The organism is Pseudomonas sp. IPO3749 (assembly GCF_013386605.1).
Taxonomy (GTDB): domain Bacteria; phylum Pseudomonadota; class Gammaproteobacteria; order Pseudomonadales; family Pseudomonadaceae; genus Aquipseudomonas; species Aquipseudomonas azotoformans_A.
Window position 1 is genome coordinate 1 of the sequence record NZ_JACARN010000049.1, and the last position, 19323, is coordinate 19323.

A 19323-nucleotide genomic window follows, 5' to 3' on the forward strand; every position below is an offset into this window, starting at 1 on the left:
GTGTAAGCGCTGTGAGGCGTTGAGCTAACCAATACTAATTGCCCGTGAGGCTTGACCATATAACACCCAAGCAATTTGAGTCGAAAGGCCAGATTGCGGTGTGTGAAGACGATAGAACCGAAAGTTCGAATCTCACAAAACACCGAAAGCTGTCACATACCCAATTTGCTGAAGCGAGGCACATGCCGCGACTCAGTACCCGAATTTCTTGACGACCATAGAGCATTGGAACCACCTGATCCCATCCCGAACTCAGCAGTGAAACGATGCATCGCCGATGGTAGTGTGGGGTTTCCCCATGTGAGAGTAGGTCATCGTCAAGATTAAATTCCAGAACCCCTGTCTGCTAACGCTGACAGGGGTTTTGTTTATGTAGAAGCTCATGAATTTCACCGGTACGTTGCTCACTCAACGGACTGGTACACAGAATTTCTTGACGACCATAGAGCATTGGAACCACCTGATCCCATCCCGAACTCAGCAGTGAAACGATGCATCGCCGATGGTAGTGTGGGGTTTCCCCATGTGAGAGTAGGTCATCGTCAAGATTGAATTCCGAAACCCCTGTCTGCTAACGCAGACAGGGGTTTTGTCGTTTAGGGCCAAAAACTTCCACGTTTGGTAACCCCATCGCCTAGGTGTACCGCTGGTCGGTTTCCTACATAAAAACAGGAAATGCCTCACAAATACCTAAGATTTGCCAAGCCTTGGCCGAAAGCCTGACGAGCCATGCGTGCACCGAAATAGAGCGGCCCGAGAAGCCGCCTATACCGCTACATGGAATGTTCCACTCGGCACGCTCACCCCCCTTTGGCAAAAGAAGTCGATGAAATGAATCTCAAGTTCAGTCATAAAATTCTGTTGGCCGCGTCAGGCGTCGTGGTTCTGGCCTTCGCGTTATTCACTCTCTACAACGACTACCTGCAACGCAGCACCATCAAGCAGAACCTGGAGTCGTCCATCCAACAATCCGGTGAGCTCACCGCCAGCAGTGTGCAGAACTGGCTAAGTGGTCGAATACTGGTGCTTGAAAGTCTCACGCAAAACGTCGCTCACCAAGGCAGTGGAGCTGATCTACCTGGCTTGGTCGATCAACCGGCATTTACCTCAAACTTCCAATTCACCTACGTTGGCCAGACCAACGGTGTGTTCACCCAGCGTCCGGACGCAAAAATGCCTGACGGCTACGACCCCCGTCAGCGTCCCTGGTACAAGCAGGCAGTGGCTGCGGACAAACCCATGCTCACTCCGCCCTACATGGCAGCAGTGGGCGGGCAGATCGTGACTATCGCCATGCCGGTGAAGAAGAATGGTGAATTGCTCGGCGTGGTCGGTGGCGACCTGAGCCTGCAGACCCTTGTGAAGATCATCAACTCGGTGGACTTCGGCGGTATCGGCCATGCGTTCCTGGTCAGTAGCGACGGCCAAGTCATCGTCAGTCCTGATCAGGACCAGGTGATGAAAAACCTCAAGGACATCTATCCCGGCACCCAGGTACGCATCGAGAAGGTCAGTCAGGACGTCGTCCTCAATGGGCAGGATCGCATTTTGTCATTTACCCCGATCAGTGGCTTGCCTGGCGCAGATTGGTACATCGGCCTGTCGATTGATAAAGACAAAGCCTACGCACCGCTTGGCAAGTTCCGCACTTCTGCGCTGATTGCCATGTTGATCGCCGTGGTCGCGATTGCCGTACTCCTGAGCTTGCTGATTCAAGTCTTGCTGCGCCCGCTCACCACCATGGGCGTAGCGATGCAGGACATTGCCCAGGGCGAAGGTGACCTGACCCGCCGCCTCGCTGTGACTAGCAAGGACGAGTTCGGCGAAGTCGGCAGTGCCTTCAATCAGTTCGTAGAACGCATCCACGCTTCGATCTCGGAAGTGTCTTCCGCAACCCGTCAGGTCCACGATTTGTCCCAACGCGTAATGGCCTCGTCCAATGCCTCGATTATTGGTTCCGACGAGCAAAGCGCGCGTACCAACAGCGTGGCTGCCGCGATCAACGAACTGGGCGCAGCCACCCAGGAAATCGCACGCAACGCCGCCGATGCTTCACAGCATGCCAGCGGCGCCAGTGAGCAAGCCGATGATGGGCGCAAAGTGGTGGAGCAAACCATCCTTGCTATGTCAGAGCTGTCGCAAAAGATCAGCCTGTCCTGTACCCAGATCGAGACCCTCAACGCCAGCACCGACAACATCGGTCACATCCTTGATGTGATCAAAGGCATCTCCCAGCAAACCAACTTGCTGGCACTCAACGCAGCCATTGAAGCGGCACGCGCCGGTGAGGCCGGTCGAGGCTTTGCAGTGGTCGCTGACGAGGTGCGTAACCTGGCTCACCGCACTCAGGAGTCAGCCGAAGAGATCCACAAAATGATCACGTCGCTGCAAGTGGGCTCGCGTGAAGCGGTCACCACCATGAACGCCAGCCAAACCTCCAGCGAAGAAAGTGTTGAGGTCGCTAATCAGGCCGGTGAGCGCCTGGTTAGCGTGACGCAGCGGATTGTCGAGATCGACGGCATGAACCAGTCCGTCGCAGCAGCCACTGAAGAACAGACGGCCGTGGTGGAAACCCTTAACGTGGACATCAACCAGATCAACCTGCTGAACCAGCAGGGCGTGGCCAATCTCAACGAAACCCTGAAAGATTGCGATGCACTGTCGCAGCAGGCGAATCGCTTGAAGCAATTGGTCGACAGTTTCAAGATCTGACCCGCTGATTGATCCGGCAGGAGCGATTTATCTCGCCCCTGCCGTTCAGCCAAGTATCCGGCGGACATTTTCCAGGGCGTTATCGGCGAAGCCCTGCACAAATTGCCCAAACTCTGTGTCTGCCCTGTCGACGGGCTCGGCAATTATTGTCCATATCACCTTGGAACGCTCCGCTCCAAGGGCCTCCACATGGATCGCTGCCCATAACCTGGCCACACCGAGGGTGTTGTAGATCGTGGTCCAGGTCATCTGCATGGCGTGCTCGTCCCGGCTATTGAGTTGCTCCACCACACAGTTGCCATCGCGGAAAAACTTTGTGCGCAAGGCGCCCACGCCTGCGCCCATCATTTCGATATGCGACAGGTCGGGAATGAACACATCGAAGCCGGCAAATTGTCCCACCATGTCCCACAGGCGAGGGGCAGGACAGTCGACCACGGCACATGCCACTATCGGCGGACCGTTCGGGTTGCGAATTAACGTATCGGGTTGCAGTGCTTTCATAAAGTCGTCCTGAGGCGTTCAAAGAAAGCCGATGGCTTTGAGGTAGTTGCAACCCTTGCTCAAGAGGTCCGGGTCTTTTTCGGGATAGTGGGCTCCCATCTGCTGGACGCCCCGTTGCGCGTTGTCGTGGCGAATCATGGAGGTATCGCTGATGTCTTCGTCTAGACGATCGAGATAAAAGCCAAGCACGCCAAACAGTGCGTTGTCCTGGCTGACCGTTCGTAGCGACTGTTGCCATTGCGCCACGCTTACCCGCTTGAAACAGTGTCCCGCGCGGCTGAAGGCATCCAAGTAGTGCGCCCAGCTCAACGGCTGTGGGTTGTGCAGGTTGAAGACACGCCTATCGGCTTGAAAACGGCCGCAATGGAACGCGATGAAGCGAGCAAGGAAGTCCACTGGCATCAGGTCGAAGTTCAACGTCAGTCGCGGTAGCAGACCCAGCTGCAGTGATCCCTTGAGCATCAGCATCAGACGGTTTTTCTGCGGCTGGCAGACGCCCGTGAGGCTGTTGAAACTGATGTTGCCGGGGCGATGGATGTTCACCCAGGCTCCGCGCTCCACTGCCCGTCCCAATTGCCGCTCGGCGACCCATTTGGACAGGTTGTAGCCATTCTTGATGTACAGCGGCAGTGTGGTCGCGGCGGGCGCTTCGAGGACATAGCCTTGGGCGTCGACGCTGCTCGAAGCTGACAGCGTCGAGATGAAGTTGAAGACTTTCTTGCAGTGCGTCTCGCACAGGCGCAGGCATTCGAGTATGGGGTCAACGTTGTCCTTGGTCAGTGACGCGTAGTCCCTCACGTGGTTGACCTGAGCCGCGTTGTGTACCAACACACCAAAATTTTTGGCGAGGGTCTCATAGGTATCGTTGGCCAAACCCAATCGAGGCAGGCTGACGTCGGCAGCAAGTACGTTCACCCTGCTCAGGTCCAGGTGTTCCAGGCGATATTCGCGCAATGCTTGGGTGAATCGCGCCATTGCCGATTGTCCGGGTTCATCGCGTACCAGGCACGCCACTTCAGTTGCTCCAGTGGCCAGCAATGCTTCGACGATATGGACACCCACAAAGCTGTTGGCCCCTGTAACGATCACTTTGTGCGGATCGCCCATGCAAGCATCGGGCAGCGTAGTGAGTGGCCACTCTTGTTGAGCGTCGCAGATCGCTTGGTTGGAGGGGGCTTCGGGTCGTTCGCCGTTTTCCACCCATGTTGCGAGCGTACGAATCGTCGGAGCCTCAATGAAGTGGTTCAACGAGAAGTTACGCCCGAACTGTTCGCGAAAACGCAGTAAAAGAGTCGACAACAAAATCGAATGGCCACCGAGGTCGAAGAAGCTTTCGTCGATAGACAATTCACCTACGGGCAACGCCAGCAGCTCAATCCACAAATGGGCCAGCTGAAGTTGCAGCGGAGTTTGTGCAGCGCTGTGTGAAGTCGGCACCGTGGGTTGGAGAGGCAGCGCCAGCAACGCGTCGCGGTCGACTTTACCGTTGCTGGTACACGGCATACGAGGCAATACCTCCCAGAAGCTGGGCTGCATGTAGTCAGGCAGCCACTGTCGCGCGTGTTGCTGCAGGGCCGTCAGGGTGGCGCCTGATTCAGGTTGGGCTACAAAGCCACGGATCCTGCGGTCACGGTCGATCACCACCGCTACCTGGCGATACATCCGGCTGTTGCGCAAGCACTGTTCAATCTCCCGGGGTTCGACCCGGAAACCACGGATTTTCACCTGATCATCACACCGCCCTCCCAATGCGATTCCAGCGGCAGTCCACTGTGCCAGGTCGCCGCTACGGTAGGCCCTCAGGGGCGGGCATCCGGGTACCGCCAACTCCACGAAAGAACTGGCAGCCTTTGATGGGGCGTTCACATACCCCAGGCTTACTCCTGGCCCGATGATATACAGCTCACCCAGCACCTCTTCATCCACTGGTTGCAGGTGTTCATCGAGGATCAGCACCTGGCTGTTGGCGATGGGGAGGCCGACGTTGCGATTGCTGTCACTGGGATGCAGCATCCGATGGGTGACCAGCACCGTGGCCTCCGTAGGCCCGTAGAGGTTATGGAACTGGCACTGCGCTGACAGGCGTTCGATTACATGCGGCTCGCACATATCTCCACCCGTCAGCAGGTGCATCAGGCCAAGCGGCCGATCAGGCGGCAGGATGCTCAGTAGCGCTGGCGGAAGAAAGGCATGGGTGATGCGCTGCCGATGAAGCAAATCCAGCAGCTGTAGAGGGTCTTGTCGTTGCTCTGCACTGGGGATAATCAGCGTGGCGCCCGCGATCAGCGCGGGGAAAATATCGATCAGCGATGAATCGAAGCTCAATGGCGAGAACTGCAGGACGCGGCTCTGTTCATCCAGGCTCATACAGGACCTGAACCAGGCGGTGAAGTGTGCCAGGTTGGCTTGGCTGAGCAACACGCCTTTGGGTTGGCCCGTGGTGCCTGATGTAAAGAGCATCATGCAGGGGGCATCGACATGAGGCTGAAAGTGCGCCAATGGGCGTGTGATCCGGGCGTTCCGGTAGTCGCTGCTGCTGACATCCAATGAAGCCAAACTGCCGCGTAATGGATGCCGGCCGGCGTCGAGCAATACCCGAGCGCCTGCGCTTTCGAGCAGGGTCTGATGGCGGTGGGCAGGGTGATCAGGATCCAGCGGTAGGTACACTGCGCCACAACCCAACACCGCAAGAATGCTGGCATACAGTTCGACAGATTTTGCCAGGCACACACCGACCACTGCTGACGGCTGCGCAGTCCCCAGCAAGGGGCGTAACCGCTGCTGGATCGCCGAGGCGTGAGCATGAAGCTGACGGTAAGTCACCTCGCTGGCACCCATGTTCAGTGCAGAACGATGTGCGAAAGCGTGAAAGCTCGCCTGCAACCGATTGATCAATGACAACCGGGCTTCCTCAATCACTGCTGGGTCTGCGGTATGGTTGAACCGGTGGACGAATGCCAGCGCCTCAAGCACTTCCAGGCCTTGTTCAGGCCAGTCGTTGGCGACGCCGCTCAACGTGAAATGTCCAGGATCCCGTGAGAAGCCACTGACGTGCAGCGCGACCCATTCCACCAACGCTTGGGTTACCTGCCGATGGAGCCGCTGGCCATTACCTGTGGGCTCGTCGGCGATGTTCAGTACTGCCATTAACTGCCGGTCAGGCCCATAGGCGCGCAGTTGCAGGGCGGGTAGCCCGAAGTCGGTTACTGGTCCGACACCCAGGCGCAGGCTAAATACTGTAGCGTGATCGGTCTGTTCCCGTAGCGACTGACTGCCGTCGTCGATACACAGGTCAATGCCTTTATCGCTCGAGATATGCCCATACTTTTCCAGTTCCTGCCTGACTGCGCGCAAGGCGCTGGTGTCGCCGGCAAAGCGGATGGTCAGTCGCCTCATGTCATCCTCCCGGACACTGGCAAGTAATCGTTCATCGCTTGCGCCACACTCGGTGTTTGCAGCAAACCGCTTTGCTGCAGGAAGCCAAGGATATTGCCCATCAATGGATGCTGGCGGGTGATGGGGAAAGCCAGTGCAGCGACTTCATCCTGTAATGCGCCGCGCAGGCGGGCGCCGATGTCGAGATGTTCGATCAAGTACAGGTCGAAGTGTTTTTGCAGGTCGTTCGTCAGGTACTGGGCCAGGAGAGTCGGTAGCACCTTGGCAATGCTATTGCGGTCTTCCGCGCTCGCGGCCTGCCAATACAAGCGTACAAGCCGAACCCAGAACTGCGCGTGGCGGCCTTCATCGAACAGGTGATCGGCCATCAAGCCGCGGATGGAGGCTTTGACGCTGGTGTCTTTGGAGAACGCGGCCACGTCGTGGGTCACAGTGTTTTCGGCAATGGCCACACCAATCAGCGCGACGGCATCGCGCAGGTGAGCTGGCGCCTGTGCCTGTGCCGCGGGCAGCGCACGGCTCAATTCGATTTCCCTGGGCAGTTCCAACGGTTGTATGCCGGTCATGGCCACGGTTTGCTGCAGGAAATCCAGCGCAACCAATGCGTGGTAGTCCTCGTCCACCACGACGGTCATTGCATCAACGCGGCAGATCAGCGGGAAGTGCACCGAGAAGCGATTCTTGGCGATGCTGCGTGCAGTCTCGTCGACGATCTCGGTCTCGAATATCACCACGTCGTTGATGAATTTGTAGAAGCTCTGCACCAGTACAAAATCGCGCCACTGCGAACAGTGTTCAAGAAAGGTCGCAGTGAGTACCAAGGGCTGGCGGCACAGGGGATAGATCAGCTTGTCATCGCTCTCCAGCAACCGGCGCGGTCGTGTGCGGATGGTTGCGCGGCGCTCCCACTCGTGGGCAATGGGTTGGTAGTCGCTGGTGTTCATGGGTGCACCTCTTGCAGCGAGGCCCGAAGCTCATCCCAGAACACGATTCGGCTTTGCACGGCCGCGAGTGCGGCGTCGTTGGCCTGTTGCGGATATGTCGGGTCAGCGCTGGCGAGGTGATCGAGCAACCGCACTGCCGCTGGCCCGTGATCCTTGGCGTCCAGTTCGACGTGGCGCTTGAGGTACGCGTACAAGGTAGGCGCCTGGCGGTGGATGAACTCATCAGATTGCAGGATGCGCTCGAACATTCCTGGGATCACATGCTCGCGACCGTACAAGAATGTGGCCGCTACACAATGGGTGGGCGCATTCAACGCAAGGTGCATTGTGTCGTTGACGAAGCGGCTCACGCCGGGCAGCACCTCGACCTCTTGCAAGGCGGCCGTGGCTCCCAGGCCTTGACGTTGCAGCGCAACGAAGTGGCTGATGGACGAGGTACTGGCGCCCACTTCCACCATGGACTCCAAATACAGTTCGAAATGGCTGCAATAGCCTTGCACGGGGTGTTCGTCTGACTCTTCACTCAGCACGATCTCGTTAATCAGCCGCGCTGCCTGCGGGTCTGCAGGTGGCAGCCAGGGCAGGCGAGTACAGGTCAGGTCCTGTTGCAGGCGCTTGGCGAGCGTCATGAAATCCCAGACTGCAAACACATGACTTTCCATAAAAAGTTGCAACTTGCGCAATGAAGTTATTTCTGAAAATAACGGATGGTTGCATAACTGCAGTGTTGCTGTTTCAAGTAACGGTTGATGCATGGTTGATGCCTATAAATTGTTGCGTCTGCTGTGAAAAAAACAGCGATGAGTGTGTTGTGGCTAGAAAGTGTGCAGGTACACGTCAGCTGCCGGCGCGCGGGAACGCCTAACGGTGAGCGCTGCCACGCCGAACGGAGTGCTTTAGTAATAAAAGATGATAAACGTATTAGATAAGTTGGCGAGCATATAAATATGTTAGAAGTTTATTCTAAATAATATATGTTGTAAGTTGGTTGCTGGTGTCGCGGTGGGAAGTTTCTTATGTGGGGCACTAACTTGAGTTAGTGCCCGGCACTACTGGTGGTCGGACAAGAGCGTTCAAAACGTTACTGCGTGACTTTCTTGCCGTGAGCATCCAAGCCATTGAGATACGCCGTGATCACCTCCATGCCTCGCATCAAGTGATTGCGCAGCGTCAGGATGCTTTCCTGGGTTTTCTTCTGCGCCACCAAATTCAGCAATTCACGGTGATCCTCCTGGGACGTCTCGCCCAGCCCCATAGCCTCAAGGTTGTAGCGCAGGAAACGCTCTTCCTCGTTCAACCCGTGCTCGACCAATTTCAGCAGCCGCTGGTTCGGCGCTTTGCCATAGAGCGCCATGTGAAACAGGCGATTGAGGCGTCCAATTTCGGCGTAGTTCTTTTCCTGTTCGAGGGCACAAATGAAGGCCTCCGCTTCCACGATATCGGCTTCGGTGAGCAAGGGAATCGACAGGCGCAGCGCTTCAGACTCCAGCAACATCCGCAGTTCATAGGTCTCGGCTGAATTGTCTTCGATCAACGGTGCAACAACGGCGCCCTTGTGGGTGACCACATGCAGCAGTGACTGGGCCTCCAGCTGGCGCAAGGCTTCACGCACCGGCATGCGGCTGACCCCGAACAGGCTGGCCAACTCCTGTTGGCGCATGGCAGTACCGCAGGGCAACCGGCCATCCAGGATGGCGTTGCGCAAGGTTTCTTCAATCACGGAGCGCGCGAGATGGGCGGGAATAGGTCCGCTGATCTTGATGCTGTTCAAAGGGGTCGGCTTCTGCGTCACGGTTACGCTATCCTCCTTATTAGAATGGGGGTGGCTAATTGGATCCAATGCACACTAGAGACTGACCGCAAGCTTGTCAAACGGGCACAGTTTCGGCTTGTAAGCGTTTCAACAAGGCGCTCCCGGCGCCCACAGCCAGCATTAATGACACCTTACACAGCCAGGTTCATCCAGCCTGCTTCAAGCGCCGATAATGGCCGCATCAAGTGCTATGGACTGAACACTTCGCCGCCGTGGTTTATTCCCCCTTAGCCAATTCGACATGGGGGCGGGCAGGAACATTCCCGCATATCGATATTCATTAACGGTATTTAAATAGCCGTTCTTATATCTATAAAGTCACTCTCCTGTCTGACCGGGAGTGACCTCATGTCCGCCACCTCTACTGTTCCAACAGCGACCGCTGCCGCCCAAAGCTTCGAGATTAGTCCATTGCCCGGCAGTGTTGGCGCCGAGATCATTGGCCTGGACTTGTCGCAACCAGTCAACGACCAGGATTTCGCGCGCATCCACCGTGCGCACCTGGACCATCATGTCGTGGTGTTCCGCGACCAGCGCATCACCCCTGAGCAGCAAATCACCTTTAGTCGCCGCTTCGGTGTGCTGCAGATCCACGTGCTCAAGCAATTCCTGCTGGCCAACCACCCGGAAATCCTGATCGTTTCCAACATCATCGAAAACGGTCAATCCATCGGCCTGGGAGACGCCGGCAAATTCTGGCATTCGGATCTGTCCTATAAAGAACTGCCGAGCCTGGGCTCGATGCTTCACGCCCAAGAGCTGCCCTCTGAAGGTGGCGACACCTTGTTCGCCGATATGCATAAGGCTTGGGACCAACTGCCCGAGCACCTGCGCAAAGCCGTGGAGGGCCGCAACGCCGCGCATTCCTACACCGCGCGTTACAGCGAAACCAAATTCGAAGGCAACTGGCGCCCCACACTGACCCCCGAGCAGCTTGCCCAGGTTGCGGAGGTGGTGCACCCCATCGTGCGTACCCACCCGGAGAACGGCCGCAAAGCGCTGTTCGTCAGTGAGGGTTTCACCACACGCATTGTCGGTCTGCCGGAAGACGAAAGTCGCGACCTGCTGGCCCAGCTTTACGCCCACAGCGTGTTGCCGCAAAACATCTACCGCCACCCATGGCAGCCCCACGACCTGGTGTTCTGGGACAACCGCTCGCTGATTCACCTGGCTGCCGGTTGCCCTAGTCATCTGCGCCGCAAGCTGTTTCGCACCACCATCCAGGGCGACGCGCCTTTCTGATTCGGAGCATGACCATGTCCAGGAAAATACCCTTCGCACGGCTGGCCGCGACTGTCGGCCTGGGTGTCAGCCTGCTGGCTGGCAGCCTTGTTGCACCGACAGCCGCGCAGGCCGAAGGCGAGATCCGTATCGCCGAACAGTTCGGCATCGTGTACCTGTTGCTCAACGTGGTGCGCGACCAGAACCTGATCGAAAAATACGGCAAGCAGGAAGGCATCGACATCAAGGTCGACTGGACTCAGCTGTCCGGCGGCGCCGCCGTCAATGACGCGCTGCTCTCCGGTTCCATCGATATTGCCGGTGCCGGCGTCGGCCCGCTGCTGACCATCTGGGACCGCACCCACGGCAAGCAGAACGTCAAGGCCGTCGCGTCCCTGGGTAACTTCCCGTACTACCTGGTGAGCAACAATCCCAAGGTCAAGACCATCGCCGATTTCACTGAGAAGGACCGCATTGCGGTGCCTGCGGTCGGCGTTTCTGTGCAGTCGCGCTTCCTGCAATACGCCGCCGCCAAACAGTGGGGCGACAAGGAATTCAATCGACTCGACAAATACACCGTTGCCGTCCCGCACCCGGATGCCACGGCAGCCCTGATCGCTGGCGGCACCGAGCTGACCGGGCATTTTTCCAACCCGCCGTTCCAGGACCAGGCCCTGGCTAACCCGAACGTGCATGTGGTGCTGAACACCTATGACTTGCTCGGCCCGAACTCACCGACGGTGCTGTTCGCCACTGAGAAATTCCGCAATGACAATCCGAAAACCTACAAGGCATTCATCGAGGCGTTGACCGAAGCCGCGCAGTTTGCCCAGAACGACAAAGGGGCTGCGGCCGACACCTATATCCGCGTGACCAAGGCCAAGATTGACCGTGCCGAGCTGCTGAAAATCATCGACAACCCGCAGTTCGAATTCAGCGTCACGCCCAAGAATACTTATCCGCTGGCGGAATTCCTCTACCGCGTCGGTGCCATCAAGAACAAGCCTGAATCGTGGAAGGACTACTTCTTCCAGGATGCCAAGCCCCTGCAAGGAAGTTGAAATGAACGCGCCCTTGCAAGGCCACACGGCCAGCAACCTGAACACCGCCTTGCCGTTACTGGCGGTGGATAACGTCAGCCTGGAATACCGCACCCCCGAGCGCGTGGTGCGGGCCACCCATCAGGTGAGTTTCGAAATCGATCCCGCCGACCGCTACGTGCTGCTCGGTCCGTCGGGCTGTGGCAAATCCACCTTGCTCAAGTCCATCGCCGGGTTTATCAAGCCCTGCGAAGGTGAGATCCGTCTGCTGGGGCAAAAGGTCGAGCAACCGGGCCCGGACCGCATCGTGGTGTTTCAGGAGTTCGACCAACTGCCGCCGTGGAAAACCGTCAAACAGAACGTGATGTTTCCACTGTTGGCCTCGAAAACCTTGAAGCGCGCCGAAGCCGAAGAGCGCGCGCTGCACTACCTCGACAAAGTTGGCCTCACGGCGTTTGCCGACGCCTATCCCCACACGCTTTCCGGCGGGATGAAGGCCCGTGTCGCCATCGCCCGTGCCTTGGCCATGCAGCCGAAAATCCTGTTGATGGATGAGCCCTTCGCCGCCCTCGACGCCCTGACCCGGCGCAAGATGCAGGAAGAACTGCTGCTGCTTTGGGAAGAAGTGCGCTTCACCTTGTTGTTCGTGACTCACTCCATCGAAGAAGCGCTGGTGGTGGGCAACCGTATCCTGTTGCTGTCGCCTCATCCGGGTCGCGTGCGCGCGGAAATCCACAGCCATCAATACGACCTGCACAGCCTCGGTGGCGTGGAGTTCCAGGCGTCGGCGCGACGCATTCATCGCTTGCTGTTCGATGAAGCGCCCGAGGCCGAGCGTGAGCTGGGTTTCGCTGACATCCGCATCGCGTATTAAGGGGAACATCCATGCGCCAGGAATATGAAATCACGCTCGAACCACTGCTCAGCGTTCCCGTGGAGCGCGAGCTGCCCCTGCGTCAACGCCTGTGGCAACAAGGCTGGCTGCGCAAGGGCTTGATCCTGATCGTGCTTGCGGTCCTGTGGGAAGCGGTTGCGCGATATCAGAACAATGATCTGCTGTTGCCGAGCTTCCTGCAGACATCGGCTGCACTTTATGACGGCCTGCTTAGCGGCGAACTGCTGAGCAAGGTGAGCATTTCGCTGGTGGTACTGATCAAGGGTTACCTGATCGGCATCGTGCTGGCGTTCGCCCTGACCACTTTGGCGGTGTCGACCCAACTGGGCCGCGACCTGTTGAGTACGCTGACCTCAATGTTCAACCCGCTGCCCGCCATCGCCTTGTTGCCGCTGGCGCTGCTGTGGTTCGGCCTGGGGCAGAACAGCCTGATTTTCGTGCTGGTGCATTCGGTGTTGTGGGCGCTGGCACTCAATACTTACTCGGGGTTCCTTGGCGTGTCCGAAACCCTGCGCATGGCCGGTCGCAACTATGGCCTCAAGGGCATGCGGTTTGTGCTGTTCATCCTGATTCCGGCGGCGCTGCCGTCGATCCTGGCGGGGCTCAAGATCGGCTGGGCATTTGCCTGGCGCACGCTGATCGCCGCCGAGCTGGTCTTCGGCGCCACCAGCGGCAAGGGCGGCCTGGGCTGGTACATCTTCCAGAACCGCAACGAGCTGTACACCGATAAGGTGTTTGCCGGGCTGGCGGTGGTGATCCTGATCGGTTTGTTGGTGGAAAACCTGGTGTTTGATACCTTCGAGCGTCTGACAGTGAAGCGCTGGGGCATGCAGCGTTGATTACGCGCAATCGTAAGAATCGTCGTTTTTAAATAGGAATGGTTGCTCTTTGCCCTGTCCGGCTTTGATAATCCCGCCCGAATTCGGCGCCGCGATGGCGTCGAACCGGTTTAGTAAAGGGATTTACGACTATGCGTTTTTTTGTCTTGGCAGCGGCTTTGTTGTTATCGACCTCGGTGTTGGCCGAGTTCGTCCCCGAAGCGGTGTCCATGCCCAAGCCCACCTACCCCTCGTACTTGATCAGCCTCCCGGGGCACGCACGCATTAACTTGAACATCCACAGCGACGGTTCGGTCAGCGATGTAAAAGCGCTTAGCGCCACCAAGCCTGAGTTCGGCACAGCCGCCGTGGAGGCGGCCAAGCAATGGCGTTTCAAACCCTGGACAGTGAATGCCGACCAGCCAGCGGTGATCAACGCGTTGAACGAGATGATTTTTACGCCTGAAGCACCCAGAACGAAAAGCTCTCAGCTTTCGTTCATGGAAACGACCTATCAATCCTGCGGCGCACTGAACGAAGAATTCAGTGCATTCCGCCGCGACCATCCCTCCCGCCCGCTCGTACAAATGAAGAGTTTTGCCATCACCCGTGTAGCAGTGATGTTCCCGGCGTTAAGCGGTAAAAGTGACTACAACGAAGGCCTGGTCAGAGCCGACGAGCTGGAAAATGCCTTGCCGGATATCGTGCGCAAGTGCCAGGCTCACCCCAAATCCACCTACGCGAAATACCTGCCCCGCAACCTGAGGCGCTACCTGTAAAGCCTGCTACGATTGCGCTCAATTCACTCCCTGTTGATCACGAGTGCTTGGCATGCAACTACCGGACATGAACCTGCTGGTCGCCCTCGACGCTTTGCTCGACGAAGGCAGCGTGGTCGGCGCCGCGCGCCGCATGAACCTCAGCCCGGCGGCCATGAGCCGCACCCTTACGCGAATCCGCGAAGCGGTGGGTGACCCGATCCTGGTGCGCGCCGGTCGCGGCCTGGTGCCGACGCCCAAGGCCCTGCAGTTGCAAGGCCAGGTACGCAACGTGGTGGAACAGGCGGCGCTGCTGTTCCGTTCGGCAGACCAAGTGGATTTGAGCACGTTGCGCCGACGCTTCAGCGTACGCGCCAATGACTTTTTCATCGGTGTGTATGGCGGTCGCCTGTTCGACACCATGGAGCGCATGGCCCCGCTGTGCGAGCTGTGCTTCGTGCCCGAAGGCGACACCGACGACGAAGCCCTGCGTGAAGGCCGATTGGATTTGCGTGTGAGCAACACAATGCCGGTCACCCCCGAAGTGAAGGTGCAGAACCTGTTCTCCACCACCTTCGTCGGTTTGGCGCGGGAAGACCACCCGTTGTTCGACGAAGAAATCACCGCTGCACGCTTCGCCAGCTATTCCCATATCAGCATCTCGCGGCGCGGCATTGCCCGTGGGCCGATCGACACCGCGCTGAATGCCCAGGGCCTGGAGCGCCGCGTGGCGATGATCGCGCCTGGCTTTCACGGCGCGATGTTCATGCTGCCCGATTCCGACCTGCTGCTGCCGGTGCCCAAGGAAGCGCTGTTGAGCGCCAATCGCCTGAAACTGCCTCTGCGCTCGTTCGCGTTGCCGATCTCCCTGCCGACGCTGGTCTTGGCCCAATCCTGGCACCCGCGATTCGACAAAGACCCTGCCCACAAATGGCTGCGCGAGACCATGCGCGAGAGTTGCCACGCCACCTGGCTTGAAGCGCAGCCAGTCTGATCATTGCGCCTGACGCACTTATATCCTTCCAACAAGTAACTTTTTGTCATGTGTGTGCCTGATTAAACTGCTCAGGTATTTAACATTTCGAGTTACCTGTTCATGACCTCCCTCGCTGCCCCCACCCTTGCGGCCGCAGCCACACCCACTGCCATGACCCCACCCGTATTCGGCCCGCGCATCATCATCGGGCTGATCGGCGTGTTGCTGGCGGTGCTGGTTTCCGGCCTCAACGAGATGGTCACCAAAGTGGCCCTCGCGGATATCCGCGGTGCGCTGTACATCGGCTTTGACGAAGGCACCTGGCTGGTCGCGGCCTACACCGCGACTTCCGTGGCGGCCATGGCGTTTGCGCCCTGGTGTTCGGTGACCTTTTCGCTACGTCGCTTCACGCTGTGCGCCATCGGACTGTTCACCGTGCTGGGCATCTTGTGTCCGTTCGCGCCCAACTACGAAAGCCTGTTGCTGCTGCGCACCGTGCAAGGCCTGGCCGGTGGCGCGCTGCCGCCGATGCTGATGACCGTGGCCCTGCGTTTCCTGCCGGCCAACGTCAAGCTGTACGGCTTGGCCGGCTACGCGCTCACGGCCACTTTCGGCCCGAGCCTCGGCACGCCCCTGGCGGCGCTGTGGACCGAGTACGTCGGCTGGCAGTGGGCGTTCTGGCAAATCGTCGCGCCGTGCCTGCTGGCCATGGTTGCCGTGGCCTACGGCCTGCCGCAGGATCCGCTGCGCCTGGAGCGCTTCCAGCAGTTCAACTGGCGTGGCTTGCTGCTGGGCTTCCCGGCGATCTGCATGCTGGTCATCGGCATCCTGCAAGGCAATCGGCTGGACTGGTTCGAGTCGGGCCTGATCACCTTCCTGTTGAGTGGCGGCAGCGTAATGCTGGCGCTGTTCATGGTGAATGAATGGTCGCAGCCGATACCGTTCTTCAAATTGCAGATGCTTGGCCTGCGCAACCTGTCATTCGCCCTGATTGTGCTGGCGGGCGTGCTGATGGTGCTGACCTCGGTGATCATCATCCCGTCGAGCTTCCTCGCCCAGGTCCAGGGTTACCGTCCGCTGCAAACCGCGCCGGTGATGCTGCTGATGGCGATCCCACAGTTGATCGCGCTGCCGCTGGTGGCGGCGCTGTGCAACCTGCGCTGGGTCGATTGCCGTTGGGTGCTGGGGATCGGACTGGGCATGTTGGTGCTGTGCTGCGTGGGCAGTGCGCACCTGACCTCGGAGTGGATTCGCGACGATTTCTATGGCCTGTACCTGTTGCAGATTTTCGGGCAACCGATGGCCGTGTTGCCGCTGCTGATGCTTTCCACCGGCAGCATCCAGCCCATGGACGGGCCGTTCGCGTCCGCCTGGTTCAACACCATCAAGGGCCTGGCCGCCGTGATAGCTACCGGCGTACTCGACACCTTGACCACCCAACGCCTGCACTTTCACTCGACCATGTTGGTCGACCGCCTGGGCAATTCGCCCCTGGCCGACGGTGACGCGCCGGGCCTGGCGCACCGCCTGCACGAGCAGGCCGTGGTGCTGACTTCTTCGGATCTGTACTACGTCATGGCCGCGGTCGCGGTGGCGTTGATCCTGCTGATTTTCTGGATGCCCACGCGGATCTTTCCGCCCCGCGCACCGACTTGATAGAAAGGACTGTTCATGAAACGCAAAGACAAAATTGCCGTCTCCGTCATCGCCGTATTTGCCGTCGGCGTGTTGGTGTACCTGGTCGCGCCGGGCGTGCTGGGCAGCAAGCGCCAGACCACCAACGACGCCTTCGTCGCCGCTGACTTCACCTTGGTGGCGCCGCGCGTGGCCGGCTTTATCAAGGAGGTGCTGGTGGAAGACAACCAGCGCGTCAAGGCCGGGCAACTGCTGGCGCTGATCGACGACCGCGATTTCCGCGCTGCCGCCCAGGCGGCCGACGCCGATACCTTGGTCGCCCAGGCCCAACTGAAAAACGCCACGGCGACCCTGGAGCGGCAAAGTTCGGTCATCGCCCAGGCCCAGGCCACCGTCGCGGCGGATCGCGCCGAAATGGCCTTCGCCGAACACGAACTCAATCGCTACAACCACCTCGCCGGAGTCGGCGCCGGCACCGTGCAGAATGCCCAGCAAGCCAAGACCCGCATCGACCAGGCCACCGCGCGATTGGCCAATGCCACGGCCGTGCTGGCGGCGGAACGCAAGCAAGTGGAAATCCTCACCGCCCAGCGTGATGCCGCCGAAGGTGGGCTCAAACGCGCCCAAGCCGCGCTGGAACTGGCCAGTTTTCAACTGTCGTACACGCGCATCGTCGCGCCGGTGGATGGCATGGTCGGCGAGCGTGCAGTGCGGGTGGGCGCCTATGTGACGCCGGGCAGCAAGATCCTCGCGGTCGTGCCGCTGGAAGAGGCCTATGTGGTCGCCAACTTCCAGGAAACCCAGCTTTCCCATATGCATGCCGGCCAAGCCGTACAGGTGCGTGTCGACAGCCTCGACGGTGAATTGCTCAACGGTCATCTGGAGAGCCTCGCGCCCGCGACGGGCGTAACGTTTGCCTCGGTCAAGCCGGACAACGCCACCGGTAACTTCACCAAGGTGGTGCAGCGCATTCCGGTGAAGATCGTCCTCGAACCCAACCAGGCGCATATCGAGCGTCTGCGGGTCGGCATGTCGGTGGAAGCCAGCGTCGACACCTCGCCGGCCGCGCAGCAGCGCGAGGTGGCCCAGCAATGAAACGAGTGGCCTGGCTCACCTTGAGCCTCATCAGCCTGAGCGCCTGCACGGTCGGTCCGGACTTCCACACGCCCCAGAGCCCGCAAGTGACCCAGTGGAGCGCGCCCCAGGGCCGCCAGGCCGCCAGCCGTGCGGTCAGCGATCCGTTGCAGGAACGCTGGTGGGACGTGTTCCACGATGAACAACTCTCGGCGCTTACACGCCGCGCGCTCACCGATAACCTCGACCTGAAATTGGCGAGCAGTCGCCTGCAACAAAGCCGCGCGGTACGCCAGGTGACCACCGCCGAGCGTTATCCGAACGTCAATGCCACGGGTGACTACCAGCGCGAACGCAACAGCGGCAAAGGCTTGAGCGACCCGTCCGGCAACAATGGCCGTTCGGCGTTCAATCAGTGGGACATGGGCTTCTCCGCTTCCTGGGAGCTGGACTTCTGGGGCCGCGTCAAACGCGAAACCGAAGCCGCTGACGCCACCCTGCAAGTGGCCGAAAACGATCGTCGCGCGGTGCTGTTGTCAGTGTTGGCAGAGACCGTCCAGGACTACATCCAACTGCGCGGCGTGCAAAACACCCGCGCCGTCACCGAGCAGAACCTCGATGTTGCCCGCCACAGCCTCAAGCTGTCGCAGTTGCGCTTGGCGGACGGTGTGGCGACGGACCTGGACGTAGCCGAAGCCGCCGCTCAAGTCGCCGCCATCGAGGCGCGCCTGCCGGATCTGCAACAGCGCCAGGACCAGCTCATCAACGCCCTCAGCCTGTTGATGGGCGAGCCGCCACAAGCCCTGCACGCGCAGTTGTCCAAGGACGCCGCGGTGCCGCAAACCCAGCGCCAGATCGCGATTGGCTTGCCGTCGGAGCTGGCCGAACGCCGTCCGGATATTCGCCAGGCCGAGGCGCGTTTGCACGCCGCCACTGCGAGCATCGGTGTGGCCAAGGGCGATTTCTACCCGCGCATTACCTTGTCTGGCAGCCTCGGCTCCCAGGCCATGCAACTGTCGGATTTTGGCTCCTGGGGATCCCGCGCCTTTGCCTTCGGCCCGCAGTTCAGCTTGCCGCTGTTCAATGGCGGGCGCCTGCAAGGCATGTTGAACCTGCGTGAAGCCCAGCAACAGGAAGCGGCGCTGGCGTACCAGCAAACCGTGCTGCGCGCCTGGCATGAAATCGATGACCAACTGACCCGCTACAACGCCAGCCAACTGCGCCGCGACAGCCTTGCCGAAGCCGTGCGCCAGAACCAGATTGCCCTGCGCACCGCGCAGCAGCAGTACGTTGAAGGCGTGGTGGATTTCGTCAACGTACTCACCGTGCAAAGCGCGCTGCTGGCCACGCAAGAGCAGTGGGTGGAAAGCTCGACGGGCGTTTCGCTGGCGATGGTTGGCCTGTACAAAGCGTTGGGCGGCGGCTGGGAATCGGTGTACCCGCTGCAAACCGCCGGACGCTAAGTACAAAGAGTTTTTGTCAGTCGCTAAATAAACTGTAATGATAATTGCTCTCAATAGTGTATCTGAGCTTTTTC

Annotated in this window: 16 protein-coding genes and 2 rRNA genes; 12 read left to right on the top strand and 6 right to left on the bottom strand. The window is 59.2% G+C overall.

Annotated features, from left to right (window positions below):
- Positions 1-207 precede the first annotated feature (207 nt).
- From rrf (HX812_RS19795) to HX812_RS19805, 3 genes are all read left to right on the top strand, one after another.
- Positions 208-323 (top strand): 5S ribosomal RNA (gene rrf / locus HX812_RS19795).
- A 109-nt stretch (positions 324-432) separates the two neighbouring features.
- A 5S ribosomal RNA gene (gene rrf, locus HX812_RS19800) occupies positions 433-548 on the top strand.
- 283 nt (positions 549-831) lie between these two features.
- Positions 832-2712 carry a methyl-accepting chemotaxis protein gene (locus tag HX812_RS19805; RefSeq protein WP_038842368.1) on the top strand — a complete coding sequence of 627 codons (1881 nt, stop codon included), beginning with the start codon at positions 832-834 and terminating at the stop codon, positions 2710-2712.
- A gap of 45 nt (positions 2713-2757) precedes the next feature.
- On the opposite strand, the gene HX812_RS19810 is transcribed toward HX812_RS19805, so the two are convergent.
- From HX812_RS19810 to HX812_RS19830, 5 genes are all read right to left on the bottom strand, one after another.
- Positions 2758-3216 (bottom strand): SRPBCC family protein, encoded by a 459-nt coding sequence (locus HX812_RS19810; protein WP_038842372.1) that lies wholly within the window; start codon positions 3214-3216, stop codon positions 2758-2760.
- 18 nt (positions 3217-3234) lie between these two features.
- Positions 3235-6612: an amino acid adenylation domain-containing protein gene (locus tag HX812_RS19815; protein ID WP_038842375.1), complete on the bottom strand. Its 3378-nt coding sequence runs from the start codon at positions 6610-6612 to the stop codon at positions 3235-3237.
- Positions 6609-7556, bottom strand: a complete 948-nt coding sequence (locus HX812_RS19820) for a diiron oxygenase (protein WP_038842379.1) — start codon at positions 7554-7556, stop codon at positions 6609-6611. The genes HX812_RS19815 and HX812_RS19820 overlap by 4 nt, the downstream gene beginning before the upstream one ends.
- Positions 7553-8311, bottom strand: a complete 759-nt coding sequence (locus HX812_RS19825) for a DUF3050 domain-containing protein (RefSeq protein ID WP_038842382.1) — start codon at positions 8309-8311, stop codon at positions 7553-7555. Before HX812_RS19825 ends, HX812_RS19820 begins: the two co-directional genes overlap by 4 nt.
- A gap of 326 nt (positions 8312-8637) precedes the next feature.
- On the bottom strand, positions 8638-9348 hold the full coding sequence (locus HX812_RS19830) for a GntR family transcriptional regulator (protein ID WP_038842384.1): 711 nt from the start codon (positions 9346-9348) through the stop codon (positions 8638-8640).
- A 369-nt stretch (positions 9349-9717) separates the two neighbouring features.
- On the opposite strand from HX812_RS19830, the gene HX812_RS19835 reads away from it, so the two are divergent.
- From HX812_RS19835 to HX812_RS19850, 4 genes are read left to right on the top strand one after another with little or no spacing between them, the layout of a single operon-like run.
- Complete coding sequence (locus tag HX812_RS19835; protein WP_038842386.1) at positions 9718-10611, top strand: TauD/TfdA family dioxygenase; 894 nt, start codon at positions 9718-9720, stop codon at positions 10609-10611.
- 14 nt (positions 10612-10625) lie between these two features.
- Positions 10626-11651 (top strand): ABC transporter substrate-binding protein, encoded by a 1026-nt coding sequence (locus HX812_RS19840; protein ID WP_038842389.1) that lies wholly within the window; start codon positions 10626-10628, stop codon positions 11649-11651.
- Position 11652: 1 nt separating this feature from the next.
- Complete coding sequence (locus HX812_RS19845; protein ID WP_033900086.1) at positions 11653-12504, top strand: ABC transporter ATP-binding protein; 852 nt, start codon at positions 11653-11655, stop codon at positions 12502-12504.
- A gap of 11 nt (positions 12505-12515) precedes the next feature.
- Positions 12516-13364 (top strand): ABC transporter permease, encoded by an 849-nt coding sequence (locus tag HX812_RS19850; protein WP_038842392.1) that lies wholly within the window; start codon positions 12516-12518, stop codon positions 13362-13364.
- A gap of 28 nt (positions 13365-13392) precedes the next feature.
- Here the strand turns inward: HX812_RS19850 and HX812_RS19855 are convergent, their stop codons facing one another.
- Positions 13393-13575, bottom strand: coding sequence for a hypothetical protein (locus tag HX812_RS19855; RefSeq protein WP_177128184.1), 183 nt, complete (start codon positions 13573-13575; stop codon positions 13393-13395).
- Between HX812_RS19855 and HX812_RS19860 the strand changes: the two genes are divergently transcribed.
- From HX812_RS19860 to HX812_RS19880, 5 genes are all read left to right on the top strand, one after another.
- Entirely contained in the window at positions 13574-14122 is a 549-nt protein-coding gene (locus HX812_RS19860; protein ID WP_177128182.1) for an energy transducer TonB, read from the top strand. The genes HX812_RS19855 and HX812_RS19860 overlap by 2 nt on opposite strands.
- Before the next feature lie 52 nt (positions 14123-14174).
- Positions 14175-15095 carry a LysR family transcriptional regulator gene (locus HX812_RS19865; RefSeq protein WP_033900092.1) on the top strand — a complete coding sequence of 307 codons (921 nt, stop codon included), beginning with the start codon at positions 14175-14177 and terminating at the stop codon, positions 15093-15095.
- Between the two features lie 102 nt (positions 15096-15197).
- Positions 15198-16733 carry an MFS transporter gene (locus tag HX812_RS19870; RefSeq protein ID WP_038842399.1) on the top strand — a complete coding sequence of 512 codons (1536 nt, stop codon included), beginning with the start codon at positions 15198-15200 and terminating at the stop codon, positions 16731-16733.
- A 15-nt stretch (positions 16734-16748) separates the two neighbouring features.
- Entirely contained in the window at positions 16749-17807 is a 1059-nt protein-coding gene (locus HX812_RS19875) for an HlyD family secretion protein (protein WP_033900096.1), read from the top strand.
- Positions 17804-19249 (top strand): efflux transporter outer membrane subunit, encoded by a 1446-nt coding sequence (locus tag HX812_RS19880; protein ID WP_038842402.1) that lies wholly within the window; start codon positions 17804-17806, stop codon positions 19247-19249. Before HX812_RS19875 ends, HX812_RS19880 begins: the two co-directional genes overlap by 4 nt.
- Positions 19250-19323: the final 74 nt, after the last annotated feature.

Coding starts and splice junctions, on each gene's coding strand:
- HX812_RS19805 (WP_038842368.1), top strand. CDS start 832: ATGAATCTCAAGTTCAGTCATAAAATTCTGTTGGCCGCGTCAGGCGTC.
- HX812_RS19810 (WP_038842372.1), bottom strand. CDS start 3,216: ATGAAAGCACTGCAACCCGATACGTTAATTCGCAACCCGAACGGTCCG.
- HX812_RS19815 (WP_038842375.1), bottom strand. CDS start 6,612: ATGAGGCGACTGACCATCCGCTTTGCCGGCGACACCAGCGCCTTGCGC.
- HX812_RS19820 (WP_038842379.1), bottom strand. CDS start 7,556: ATGAACACCAGCGACTACCAACCCATTGCCCACGAGTGGGAGCGCCGC.
- HX812_RS19825 (WP_038842382.1), bottom strand. CDS start 8,311: ATGCATCAACCGTTACTTGAAACAGCAACACTGCAGTTATGCAACCAT.
- HX812_RS19835 (WP_038842386.1), top strand. CDS start 9,718: ATGTCCGCCACCTCTACTGTTCCAACAGCGACCGCTGCCGCCCAAAGC.
- HX812_RS19840 (WP_038842389.1), top strand. CDS start 10,626: ATGTCCAGGAAAATACCCTTCGCACGGCTGGCCGCGACTGTCGGCCTG.
- HX812_RS19845 (WP_033900086.1), top strand. CDS start 11,653: ATGAACGCGCCCTTGCAAGGCCACACGGCCAGCAACCTGAACACCGCC.
- HX812_RS19850 (WP_038842392.1), top strand. CDS start 12,516: ATGCGCCAGGAATATGAAATCACGCTCGAACCACTGCTCAGCGTTCCC.
- HX812_RS19860 (WP_177128182.1), top strand. CDS start 13,574: ATGCCCAAGCCCACCTACCCCTCGTACTTGATCAGCCTCCCGGGGCAC.
- HX812_RS19855 (WP_177128184.1), bottom strand. CDS start 13,575: ATGGACACCGCTTCGGGGACGAACTCGGCCAACACCGAGGTCGATAAC.
- HX812_RS19865 (WP_033900092.1), top strand. CDS start 14,175: ATGCAACTACCGGACATGAACCTGCTGGTCGCCCTCGACGCTTTGCTC.
- HX812_RS19870 (WP_038842399.1), top strand. CDS start 15,198: ATGACCTCCCTCGCTGCCCCCACCCTTGCGGCCGCAGCCACACCCACT.
- HX812_RS19875 (WP_033900096.1), top strand. CDS start 16,749: ATGAAACGCAAAGACAAAATTGCCGTCTCCGTCATCGCCGTATTTGCC.
- HX812_RS19880 (WP_038842402.1), top strand. CDS start 17,804: ATGAAACGAGTGGCCTGGCTCACCTTGAGCCTCATCAGCCTGAGCGCC.